The sequence below is a fragment of the Mesorhizobium sp. M0701 genome (genome assembly GCF_040320365.1).
GTDB lineage: Bacteria > Pseudomonadota > Alphaproteobacteria > Rhizobiales > Rhizobiaceae > Mesorhizobium.
The window spans coordinates 1-11,736 of record NZ_JAMYPO010000083.1 but is presented as its reverse complement, the minus strand read 5'-3'; the positions used below and the strand labels follow the sequence as shown (position 1 = coordinate 11,736).

Here is an 11,736-nt window from a genome sequence, read left to right as displayed (position 1 = left end):
GAAGAATCATACAGCACACGCCGGCGGAATCCGACACGTCACAACCGAGTCAATCCGTCGCAGCAAGATGTGTATACGCCCTAGCCACTTCGTGGGGGCGAGAAACCGGAGCCAAGCCGCTCAATCGGGAAGGTAGATCTCCGCCTTCATGAAGGTCTTCGCACGGCCTGTGATCAGCACGCGATCTCCGGCCAGTTCGCATAGCAAATGCCCGCCGCGCTGCGAGCATTGGAATGCCGACAGATGCGTCTTGCCGAGTTTTTCAGCCCAGTAAGGCACCAGCGTCGCATGAATGGAGCCGGTAACCGGATCCTCGGGAATGCCCGCCCCGGGCACGAAGTAACGGGAGACGAAATCGTGGGCTCGCCCAGGCGCGGTAATGACCAGGCCGAGAGGATGAAAACGTCCGATCCTGAGCAGATCGGGAACGAAAGATCGCACGGTTGTCTCGTCGGCAAGCTCGACAAACAGGTTCTCGAAATTGCGGAAGCTCGCAACCGGCCGCTGAGGCAATATCGCTTGCAGCGCCGAGTTCAGCTCTTCCTCGACGGGCTGCGGCGGAAAACAAGGCAGATCGAGCTGATAGCCCCCTTCCCACCGGGAAACCCGCAGCTCGCCGACCCGGGTGGCGAAGGCCATTTCGCCCTGACCATTGTATTCCGTAGCCAGCACATGGGCTGCCGCAAGAGTGGCGTGGCCGCAGAAGTCGACTTCATGGACCGGCGTGAACCAGCGCAAATCCCAACCTTTGCCATTCGGCCGCACAAACGCGGTTTCAGCAAGATTGTTTTCGTTGGCGATGGCCTGCATTACCTGCTCCGACAGCCATTCCTCTAAAAGGAGAACGGCGGCAGGGTTACCCTGGAAGGCCCGTTCGGCAAAGGCATCGACCTGATACATCGTCAGCGTCGGCATATCGGCCCTCAAAGATATCCGCTGGGCGGCGCGCCATTTCGGCCGTGCCGCCCCCGGTGTAGGTTCACGCCGCTTCGAGAGCCGCTTTCACCGCAGCGATCGCGTCTTCGGCCTTCGAGCCGTCCGGGCCGCCGGCCTGGGCCATATCGGGTCGCCCGCCGCCGCCTTGCCCGCCCAATGCCGCGGACGCGACGCGCACCAGATCGATGGCGTTGAAGCGGCCGGTCAGATCATCGGTGACGGCGACGACGACGCTCGCCTTGTTGTCCTCGCCGGCGCCGACAAAGACGACGATGCCGGAGCCGAGCGACTTCTTGCCGGCATCGGCCAACGGCTTAAGATCCTTTGGCGAGACGCCCGATACCGCCTTGCCGAGAAAACCGACACCGGCAATGGTTTCGTTTTCCGCAGGCACACCGGCTGGCGAGCGATCGCCCAGCGCCAGCTTCTTGCGCGCCTCGATCAGCTCCTTTTCGAGCTTCTTGCGTTCGTCCAGCAGCGCCTCGACGCGGGCCGGCACATCGGCCGGCGAAATCTTCAACGCGGCGGCGGCCGCCTTCAACCGCTTGTCCTGTTCGTCGAGATGCTTTCTGGCCGCCTCGCCGGTCAACGCCTCGATGCGGCGCACGCCGGCAGCGACCGCGCTGTCGGACACGATGCGCACCAGGCCGATATCGCCGGTCGCCCTGACATGGGTGCCGCCGCATAGCTCGACCGAGTAAGGCCGGTTGGCCTTGGCGCCATGCAAGCCCGTGCCCATCGAAACGACGCGCACTTCATCGCCATATTTCTCGCCAAACAGCGCCATGGCGCCTTCGGCAATGGCGTCGTCGACAGACATCAGCCGCGTGGTTACAGGGCCGTTCTGAACGACGATCTCGTTTGCCATGCGCTCGACCTCTTCGAGCTCGTCAGGCGAGATCGGCTTGTTGTGCGAAATGTCGAAGCGCAGACGCTCGGGCGCGACCAGCGAGCCCTTCTGCGCCACATGGGTACCCAGCACCTCGCGCAGCGCCTCATGGATCAGATGCGTGGCGGAATGGTTCGCGCGCAGCCTGGTGCGACGCGCGTGGTCCACCTTCAGCTCGACGGTCGCGCCCGTCTTGACCGTGCCGGTAGCCACCTTGCCGAGATGGACGAAAAGCCCATCGGCCTTCTTCTGGGTATCGGATATCTCGATCGAGAACCCGTCGCCTGAAATGACGCCGGTATCGCCCATCTGGCCACCGGACTCGCCATAGAACGGCGTCTGGTTGACAACCACGGCAACGGCGTCGCCTTTGCCGGCGCTTTCCACGGTCTTGCCGTCCTTGACCAGCGCCTGGACGAGGCCTTCGGCCTGCTCGGTCTCATAGCCCAGGAATTCGGTGGCGCCGGTCTCCTCACGCACCGCGAACCATATCGTCTCGGTTGCGGCCTCACCGGAACCAGCCCAGCTTTTGCGCGCCTCCGCCTTCTGCCGCTCCATCGCCTCGGTGAAGCCGGCAAGGTTGACCGAGATGTTGCGCTGGCGCAGCGCATCCTGCGTCAGATCGAGCGGAAAGCCATAGGTGTCGTAGAGCTTGAACGCTGTCTCGCCATCCAGCATGTCGCCGGAGGCCAGCTTTTCCGTCGCCTCGGAAAGCAAGCCCAAGCCGCGCACCAGCGTCTTGCGGAAACGAGTTTCCTCAAGCTTCAGCGTTTCGGTGATCATCTGTTCGCCGCGCACCAGTTCCGGGTAGGCTTGGCCCATCTCGCGGACCAGTGCCGGCACCAGGCGCCACATCAGCGGATCGCGGGCGCCGAGCAACTGCGCGTGGCGCATGGCGCGGCGCATGATGCGACGAAGCACGTAGCCGCGTCCTTCGTTGGACGGCAGCACGCCGTCGGCGACCAGGAAGCAGGACGAACGCAAATGGTCGGCGATGACACGGAACGATGCGACGGTGCCCGCATCCGGACCTTTGCCAAGCGCCGAAGACGCAGCGTCGATCAGGTGGCGGAACAGGTCGGTTTCGAAGACGCTTTCAACCCCTTGCAGGATGGATGCCATGCGCTCGAGGCCCATGCCTGTGTCGATCGACGGACGCGGCAGGTCGACGCGCTCTTCCTTCGTCACCTGTTCGTACTGCATGAACACCAGGTTCCAGAATTCAAGGAAACGGTCGCCATCCTCCTCGGGGCTGCCGGGAGGGCCGCCCCAGATATGCTCGCCACGGTCGATGAATATCTCCGAACACGGCCCGCAAGGTCCAGTGTCGCCCATTGCCCAGAAATTGTCCGAAGTCGCGATGCGGATGATGCGATCGTCCGAAAGGCCGGCGATCTTCTTCCAGTACGAGGCCGCCTCGTCGTCGGTGTGGTAGACGGTGACCAGCAGCTTGTCCTTCTTCAGCCCGAACTCCCTGGTGATCAGGTTCCAGGCAAGCTCTATGGCCCGCTCCTTGAAATAGTCGCCGAAGGAGAAATTGCCGAGCATCTCGAAGAAGGTCAGGTGGCGCGCGGTGTAGCCGACATTGTCGAGGTCGTTGTGCTTGCCGCCGGCGCGAACACTCTTCTGGGCAGTCGTGGCGCGCGAATACGGCCGCTTCTCCAGACCGGTGAAAACGTTCTTGAACTGCACCATGCCGGCATTGGTGAACATCAGCGTCGGGTCGTTGCGCGGCACCAGCGGGCTTGACGCGACGACCTCGTGACCTTCCTTGCGAAAATAGTCGAGAAATGCCGACCGGATCTCGTTGACGCCACTCATGAATACTGCCTTTTCGAGAGAACCGCCGGCTGCCGGCGGAAAATAGACATGGCCTTTTAGCGGTCGCACCGCAGCCTGTCCAGAAACACCAAATGGGCTCAAATCCCGGCTTTCACCAGCGCCTTGAAATGCGTCTGCCTCGCCGTCAAACGCGAACCGCCGGCCCTGGGCCGGCGGTTCGAAACGCATCGATTACGCAAACTCAAAATCAAAACATCACATCGAAACCTGGCTGAGGCTCAGCGAGGCGTCGCTTGCCCTACATCACCCCAGCGTCGTCCTCGAAACCGTCATCGCTGCTTTCGGAGCCGCCGTTCTCAAGGAATTTCTCAGCGATCAGCCCGGCATTCTGCCGCAGCGCCAGCTCGATCTCGCGCGCCGTGTCGGGATTGTCGCGCAGGAACAGTTTTGCGTTTTCGCGGCCCTGGCCAAGACGCTGTGAATTGTAGGAGAACCAGGCGCCCGACTTTTCGACCACGCCCGCCTTGACGCCGAGATCGACCAGCTCGCCGGTCTTGGAGACGCCCTCGCCATACATGATGTCGAACTCGACCACCTTGAAGGGCGGCGCCAGCTTGTTCTTGACGACCTTGACGCGGGTCTGGTTGCCGACGACCTCGTCGCGATCCTTGACCGAGCCGATGCGGCGGATGTCGAGGCGGACCGAGGCATAGAATTTCAACGCATTGCCGCCGGTCGTCGTCTCGGGCGAACCAAACATGACGCCGATCTTCATGCGGATCTGGTTGATGAAGATGACCATGGTGTTGGAGCGCGAGATCGAGGCGGTGAGCTTGCGCAGTGCCTGGCTCATCAGGCGGGCCTGCAGGCCGGGCAGCGAATCGCCCATCTCGCCTTCGATTTCCGCTCGCGGCGTCAGCGCCGCCACCGAATCGACCACCAGCACGTCGATGGCGCCGGAGCGCACCAGCGTGTCGCAGATCTCCAGCGCCTGCTCGCCGGTATCGGGCTGCGAGATCAGCAGGTTTTCGAGATCGACGCCGAGCTTGCGGGCATAGACCGGGTCGAGCGCGTGCTCGGCATCGACGAAGGCGCAGATGCCGCCCTTCTTCTGGGCTTCGGCCACCGTGTGAAGCGCCAGCGTCGTCTTGCCCGAGCTTTCCGGCCCGTAGATCTCGACGATGCGGCCGCGCGGCAGGCCGCCGACGCCAAGCGCGATGTCCAGCCCAAGCGAGCCGGTCGGCACCGTTTCGATCTCGACGACCTGCTCATTCGCGCCGAGCCGCATGATCGAGCCCTTGCCGAAGGCACGCTCGATTTGCGACAGCGCCGCATCCAGAGCCTTTGATTTGTCCACCGCTTTGTCCTCTACAAGCCGCAAAGAATTCTGAGCCATGATACATCACCCCGTGGTCGTCAATGGAGGCCGGACAATCCCGCAATCCTTAAAAGAATGTACCTCATTTGTTCTCATTTGTCAATGAGTACCAAGGGCTTGAAAAATAACGCATATCCCTATTTGTTCTATTTTTGTTTCGGAATTTTGGCTTCGGGATGTTATCTCTGTCAAAAAAGGTAAACTCCCGACTGTCTGCCCATTCCGGGGGGCGACTCGCTAGTAGCGAAGACGCCTGCTTCGAACGCCTCATGACAACCCGGTGCAGTGATCGTCACGAATGCGCCAAGTGCCATCGCGTGAAGGCTTGCCGCTCCATGAGTGCGACTTCTGCAGCGCGCAGGTCTACCCGACCGCAGGCACGCCATTCCAAGCCACGCATGTCACTGCGCGACTGGTGTCACCTTCATGTTCCGCTTTCCGCGAAGGAAATCCAGCGCACCATCCGCGTGACCAGTAGGGGCGAGCTTGGTTGCGATCGCCTTTAGGGGGCCGTCGAACAGGCGTTAGGCATTTCGGTCATTGTTGCTCCTGTCCGTATTCTAGGGGATAACTGCCGCAGTGAAATTTGGCGGCGATACTGTCATGTCTGGCGGCGACGATCGATATGACTTCATAACGTTCGGCTGGATTGCGACCATAATTGGATTGCTCCTATTTGGGTCGCTACTCGACTCTCAAAAGTCCGTTGAAAATCAAAGCTCCTACTACGCCAGAAAATGCGCCGCACGATATAGCGATAGCCCCTTTTCGACCACCTATGTCCATCCCAGTTCGAGCAATCAAAAAACTGAGAAAGCAAACGACTCCAGCGAAACCAATACGGATTGGTGTGACCTCGCAGCCCAACAGAGCGTTGCTGAAGACACCACAAGTATGTACCGGATTAGCCTGTCTGGGTTGATTGCGAGCGGTGTCGGCATTTTCTTAATTTGGCGTACTCTCAAAGCTAATCAGTTTGCTACCGAAGCCGCTATTCAAGCTGCCAACACGGCTACCGCTGCTGCCAATGCTGCCATTGCCGCTGAGCGGCCCTATGTATTCCTTTGGATGACCAAACGAGACCCTTTTGATGGCAAAAAACTTCTCGGGATCAACTTCAAGAATTTCGGCAGAACGCCAGGCTTTGTGACGCGCATTCAGTATGATGTGGGACTTTTCGCCGTGCCGCCCGACCCCGAGACCGCCGGAAAACAGGGGACTGACAGGATTCTGCACAAAGGGGCGATTGCGGCCTATGACGTCGATTTCCCAAACAACTGGCATGTCCCGCTGACAGTCACCGCCGACATGATGGAGGGGGAACGACGGAAAGAAGGTGAGATATATCTTTATGGGATCATCTATTACGAGGACCCGTTCGGAACTCCCCACAAGAGTTGGTTTTGCCGCGTATACAAGAGCTACGAGTTCGTTCCCGCTCACCTGAAAGACGAACATTTAAACGGCTTCGATTAGAACCACCGCCACCGCCAAAAGGATCGGTTTCATGATGCCATCACATGGACGGGGCAAGGCGCTGTGGGGCGATTCTGGTATTCTTTGCGTTGAGGTGCTAGCCACCTACATAATTGCGCAGAAAGCCCCATGGAGTGGCGCTGAAGCACAATATGGCTGCGCTGCTTGTTACCATCTGGCTGAGCATTCGAGTTACCACTGCTGCCGTTGCTGTAGCTGAAGCAGCCCGCGATGCCATTGGTGTAGAACGCGTGGCTCACGCAACAGCACGCATTTAGCACACCTCGCCAAGGCTTGAATTTTCTTCTTTACATGTCGAACGGTATACATCCGTTTGCTTCCCAACGTGTCTCGCCTCGGATGCGGCGCCGTTGCCGTCACCAACCGAATCGGACCCGCGATTGCAGGGTTCCGCCCGGCGACCTAGTCTCCCCCCGGGCAACAGCTAAAGGGCATTTTGACGGCATGATCAAATCCCCGACGATCCTGGCCGTGGGCGGCGCCTATATCGAGCGGCGCGGCCGGGTTGCCGGCGCCTTCGTGCCGGCAGCGTCTAATCCGGGCACGATGCGCGAGCATGTCGGCGGCGCCGTCTTCAACGCCTTGCGCTGTGCCGTGCGCCGCGGCGTCTCGGCCTCGCTGCTTTCGGTGCGCGGCGGCGATGCCCTTGGCGACACGGTTTTACGCGCCGTCACCGAGGCCGGCGTTGCCGACCTGTCGGCGGTGTTCCTCGACCGAGCAACGCCAAGCCATACGATGCTGATCGACAGCGGCGGCGGGCTGATCGCCGGCCTTGCCGACATGGTGCTCTACGAGCTGGCGCTTCCCAAGCAGATCCGCCGTGCCAAGGTGCGGGAAGCGATCGGTTCGGCCGACGCGGTGCTGTGCGACGCCAACCTGCCGTCGACCGCGCTGGAGCGGCTGGCGGCACTCGCCGCCGGCAAGCCGGTGTTTGCGCTTGCGGTCTCGCCCAACAAAGCGGCGCGGCTGACGCCGGTGCTCGACCGTCTGGCGATGGCCTTCATGAACCGGCACGAGGCCGGCGTGCTCGCCGGCGTCCAAATCGATCAAGGCATCGTCGACGGCCTGAGACGCGCCGGGCTGAAAAGCGGCGTGATCACCGCTGGCGACGAACCAGTGCTCGGTTTCGACGAATTGAGCACGTTCTCGATCTCGCCACCGCCGCTACAAAAGCGGACCGATGCTGCCGGCGCCGGCGACGCATTGGCAGGCGCCACGATCGCTGCCCTGCTGCGCGGCCTGACGCTGCGCGCGGCACTGCGCGAAGGCATTGCCGCAGCTATGCTCGTCGTCGAGAGTGCCGCCTTCACCAGCGCTGGCTTTGCCGAGGCGCTGGCGCTCGTGCCGAGGCGCGGGACCTGGCATGAAGTGCGGCCCGGAATTGCCGAAGCATGACGCAGCCTATTTGCCGGCGCGCCGTGCTGCCTCGTAGGCGCGGCGCGACCAGATCGCCATCTCGTCGGGATCGTCGAACGCGCTGTCGGGAACGCTCCAATAGGGCATCGACACGAGCTTGCCGTGGCGCGAGCCGGTATAGGTCCATTGCCGGCAGCCGGCCGCTTCGAAATCCGGGGCGCTTTCGGCGTCGGCCTTCAGCATCAATTCGCCACCGATGACGATGGCGACGATGACGCCGTCGAAATAGATGCCCTTGCCGCCGAACAGCTTGCGGATGCTGACCGGGCCGAGGCCTTCGAAAAGCTCTTCTATGCGCTCGTTGTCCATGCGGCGATCATGTCACCCGGATTTCCCCTTGTCATCGCCGCAACCGGCGCCATCCTGACAAAGTGCAAGTCACTTTCGTCGGAGTTTCTCATGCCGCTTCTGCTCAAAGGGTCCTGCCGGTGCAATGCCGTGCGTTTCGAGGTGGAAAGCCACACGCCGGTGCCGTTCATGCTGTGCTACTGCTCGATCTGCCGCAAGCAGCAGGGCGGTGGCGGTTTTGCCATCAATCTCGGCGCCGATTACGAGACGCTGAAAATCCAGGGCAAGCGCCATCTCGGCGTCTACCGCGCCGAGATCGAGGACGACGAGCACCCGCAACGCGAGACCTCGACGGGCGAGCGGAACTTCTGCACGAAATGCGGGACGGCACTCTGGCTCTACGATCCGACCTGGCCGGAGCTTGTGCATCCGTTCGCCTCGGCTGTCGACACAGACCTGCCGAAACCGCCGGAGAAGGTGCATCTGATGCTGAAATACAAGGCGAATTGGGTCGAGCCGGATATCGGCAAGGGCGACAAGGTCTTCGACGTCTACCCGGAGGAGTCGATCGCAGACTGGCACAAGCGAACGGGGATGTGGGTGGATTAGCTGCTCCCGGCCTTAGGTCGGTGCGTGAGAGCCACCCAGCGCTCTATCTGCGCCACATCCACCCCACTGCGTTGGGCCGCAACCAAGGGATGATCTGCATCATGCAGAAACACCTTCGGACGCTGATCACCGGGCTGAAATACAACATTGGCATGCAGATGCAACGAGCCTGGATACTCAGGAATGTTGTGCATCAGATATCCAAAACAGAGTTCTTCTTCATACTGGCCACTGTCATATCCATCTCGGTATAGATCCCAGCTTTTTTCCGAGACCGACATCCATACGCCGAAACAGAACTCGCTGGATAGCTGAGGCACTGGCAGAGGCAGCAAGCAACGAACAAACCGATCGGTTACCCCCGACGCACGGCGCACCTCGCAGAAATCTTCATTCTTACGAAAGGTCGCTCGAGCGGCATCGTCAAGCGTGTCCGTGTCCACGGGCGCACCGAACGCCATATCTGTTGGAAGCCCGGTATATTCCTGACCGCAACAGGCACACCGCCAGCGATATGCCTCGGCACTCATCACCAGAGACGCTAAGCCGCGCTTGCTTCGCGCGCCTCGGCCAGTGCCTTCAAATCGGCCGGCTTCAACTCGACCGATTCGCCGCAGCCGCAGGCCGAGCTCTGGTTCGGATTGCGGAAGGTGAAGCCGGTGCGCAGCGTCGTCTGCTCGAAGTCCATCTCGGTGCCGAACAGGAAAAGTGCTGCCTCCGGCGCGACATAGACATGGGCGCCATCGCGCTCGATATGATCGTCCTTGGTGTTCGGCTCGGTCACCAGATCGACCGTATATTCCATGCCGGCGCAGCCGCCCTTCTTGATGCCAAGGCGAATGCCATGTGCATTCTCACGGGTCGCAACGATCTCGCGCACCCGGTCGGCGGCCTTTTCGGTCATCGTGATGACGGCAAAGCGTCCCATGTTTTCCTTCTCCATTGCGCGCAGGTTCAAGGCCTGCCGAATGATTCCTCACCTAAAATGGTGAAGTTTTGTACCCGGCGCAAGTGCGCCAGCCTCCGGCTGGTCGCATGCTAGTACCACCCAACCGCCACCTGCGCCTCTTCCGACATGCGGTCGGGCGACCAGGGTGGGTCGAAGGTCATGTTGACCTCGACGCCGGAAACGCCTTCGACGGCGCCGACGGCATTTTCGACCCAACCAGGCATTTCGCCGGCCACCGGGCAGCCGGGCGCGGTCAGCGTCATGTCGATCTTGACCGAGCGGTCGTCCTCGATGTCGATCTTGTAGACCAGGCCGAGCTCGTAGATGTCGGCCGGGATTTCCGGGTCGTAGACCGTCTTCAGCGCCGAGACGATGTCGTCGGTCAGCCGCGCCAATTCGTCGGCGGGGATTGTCGATCCGGAAACCGCCGCATTGGTCGTCGCTTCCGAATTGGTCTCGGCGGTATGGCTGGCATCATCCATGATCGTCACCCGAAGAATTTTCGCGCTTTTTCCAGCGCATCGGCCAAAGCATCGACTTCGGCCCTGGTATTATACATGCCGAACGACGCCCTGCATGTGGATGTTACGCCGAAGCGTTTCAACAGCGGCTGGGCGCAATGCGTGCCGGCGCGGACCGCCACGCCCTGCCGGTCGATGACCATCGACACGTCATGGGCGTGGATGCCCTGCAGCTCGAACGAGATGATGGCGCCCTTGCCGGGCGCATCGCCGAAGATGCGCAGCGAGTTGATGGCGCGCAACCGCTGATGCGCATAGTCCTTCAGATCGGCCTCGTGCGCGGCGATGCGCTCGCGGCCGATCTTTTCCATGTATTCGAGCGCGGCACCAAGCCCGATTGCCTGCACGATCGGCGGCGTGCCGGCCTCGAAACGGTGCGGCGGGTCGTTGTAGGTGACGATGTCTTGCGTCACCTCCTCGATCATCTCGCCGCCGCCCATGAACGGGCGCATGCGCTCCAGAATATCCTTCTTGCCGTAGAGCACGCCGATGCCCGACGGGCCATAGACCTTGTGGCCGGTGAAGACGAAGAAATCGCAGTCGAGATCCTGCACGTCGATCGGCATATGCACGGCGCTCTGGCTGCCGTCGACCAGCACCGGAATGCCGCGGGCATGCGCGATGCGCACAATCTCCTTGATCGGCGTCACCGTGCCCAGCGCATTCGACATATGCGTGATAGCGACGAGCCTGGTGCGGTCGGTCAGCCGCTTCTCGAATTCCTCGATATGGAAGACGCCGAGATCGTCGACCGGCACCCAGACCAGCTTGGCGCCCTGCCGCTCGCGGATGAAATGCCACGGCACGATGTTGGAATGGTGCTCCATGATCGACAGCACGATCTCGTCGCCCTCGCCGATATTGGGCATGCCGAAACCATAAGCAACCGTGTTGATCGCCGCCGTGGTGTTCGAGGTGAAGACGATGTTGTCGGTGCTCGGCGCATTCAGAAATCTCTGCACTATCTTGCGCGCGTTCTCATAGGCGTCGGTCGCGGCATTCGACAGGAAATGCAGGCCGCGATGGACGTTGGCATATTCCTGGGAATAGGCGTGCTGGATAGCGTCGAGCACCGCCTGTGGCTTCTGCGCCGAGGCGCCATTGTCGAGATAGACCAGCGGTTTGCCGTAGACTTGCCGCGACAGGATCGGGAAGTCGCGGCGGATCGCCTCGACGTCGTAGGGGATGTTTTCGACTTTCTGGTCCATTACAAGCTCTCTCGAGGCACCGCCTCATTCCGTCCAGCACCCCTCATCCGACCGAGCTTCGCGCCAATCCACCTTCTCCCACAAGGGGAGAAGGAGAGGCGCGTTTCCTTCTCCCCTTGTGGGAGAAGGTGGCCGAGCGAAGCTCGGTCGGATGAGGGGTGCTGGCCGAAGCGCCAGGCCCTCATCCACTTTATCCGTGCGCCACGAACCAATTATCGAGTCTCGCTTCCAGCGCCTCGACGATGGCCTCGTCGTCCAGTTCC

11 protein-coding genes are annotated in these 11,736 nt (G+C 61.3%); 3 read left to right on the top strand and 8 right to left on the bottom strand.

Annotated elements, in window-relative coordinates; translation table 11 throughout:
- Positions 1–120: 120 nt before the first annotated feature.
- From NKI24_RS35005 to recA, 3 genes are all read right to left on the bottom strand, one after another.
- A complete protein-coding gene (locus NKI24_RS35005; RefSeq protein ID WP_352745700.1) occupies positions 121–915 on the bottom strand; it encodes a PhzF family phenazine biosynthesis protein in 795 nt (264 codons plus the stop codon).
- 64 nt (positions 916–979) lie between these two features.
- Positions 980–3,646, bottom strand: a complete 2,667-nt coding sequence (alaS, locus tag NKI24_RS35000; protein ID WP_352745703.1) for an alanine--tRNA ligase — start codon at positions 3,644–3,646, stop codon at positions 980–982.
- 259 nt (positions 3,647–3,905) lie between these two features.
- Positions 3,906–5,003: a recombinase RecA gene (recA, locus tag NKI24_RS34995; protein WP_023674696.1), complete on the bottom strand. Its 1,098-nt coding sequence runs from the start codon at positions 5,001–5,003 to the stop codon at positions 3,906–3,908.
- A gap of 561 nt (positions 5,004–5,564) precedes the next feature.
- Between recA and NKI24_RS34990 the strand changes: the two genes are divergently transcribed.
- Both NKI24_RS34990 and NKI24_RS34985 read left to right on the top strand, forming a co-directional pair.
- Entirely contained in the window at positions 5,565–6,461 is an 897-nt protein-coding gene (locus NKI24_RS34990; protein WP_352449382.1) for a hypothetical protein, read from the top strand.
- Positions 6,462–6,926: 465 nt separating this feature from the next.
- Positions 6,927–7,877 (top strand): PfkB family carbohydrate kinase, encoded by a 951-nt coding sequence (locus tag NKI24_RS34985; protein WP_352750710.1) that lies wholly within the window; start codon positions 6,927–6,929, stop codon positions 7,875–7,877.
- A gap of 6 nt (positions 7,878–7,883) precedes the next feature.
- Here NKI24_RS34985 and NKI24_RS34980 read toward each other — a convergent pair whose 3' ends face one another.
- Positions 7,884–8,207: a TfoX/Sxy family protein gene (locus NKI24_RS34980; RefSeq protein ID WP_352541445.1), complete on the bottom strand. Its 324-nt coding sequence runs from the start codon at positions 8,205–8,207 to the stop codon at positions 7,884–7,886.
- 90 nt (positions 8,208–8,297) lie between these two features.
- Here NKI24_RS34980 and NKI24_RS34975 point away from each other — a divergent pair, with 90 nt between their 5' ends.
- On the top strand, positions 8,298–8,795 hold the full coding sequence (locus NKI24_RS34975; RefSeq protein WP_023674692.1) for a GFA family protein: 498 nt from the start codon (positions 8,298–8,300) through the stop codon (positions 8,793–8,795).
- Here the strand turns inward: NKI24_RS34975 and NKI24_RS34970 are convergent.
- The 4 genes from NKI24_RS34970 to NKI24_RS34955 all read right to left on the bottom strand — a co-directional run bounded on the left by NKI24_RS34970 (position 8,792) and on the right by NKI24_RS34955 (position 11,473).
- A complete protein-coding gene (locus NKI24_RS34970; RefSeq protein WP_352750708.1) occupies positions 8,792–9,325 on the bottom strand; it encodes a DUF2199 domain-containing protein in 534 nt (177 codons plus the stop codon). The two genes, NKI24_RS34975 and NKI24_RS34970, sit on opposite strands and share 4 nt — an antisense overlap.
- An 11-nt stretch (positions 9,326–9,336) precedes the next feature.
- Positions 9,337–9,723, bottom strand: a complete 387-nt coding sequence (sufA, locus tag NKI24_RS34965; protein WP_352474720.1) for a Fe-S cluster assembly scaffold SufA — start codon at positions 9,721–9,723, stop codon at positions 9,337–9,339.
- A gap of 110 nt (positions 9,724–9,833) precedes the next feature.
- Entirely contained in the window at positions 9,834–10,226 is a 393-nt protein-coding gene (locus NKI24_RS34960; protein WP_352474719.1) for an SUF system Fe-S cluster assembly protein, read from the bottom strand.
- 5 nt (positions 10,227–10,231) lie between these two features.
- Positions 10,232–11,473 (bottom strand): cysteine desulfurase, encoded by a 1,242-nt coding sequence (locus tag NKI24_RS34955; protein ID WP_352750707.1) that lies wholly within the window; start codon positions 11,471–11,473, stop codon positions 10,232–10,234.
- Between the last annotated feature and the right edge of the window lie 263 nt (positions 11,474–11,736).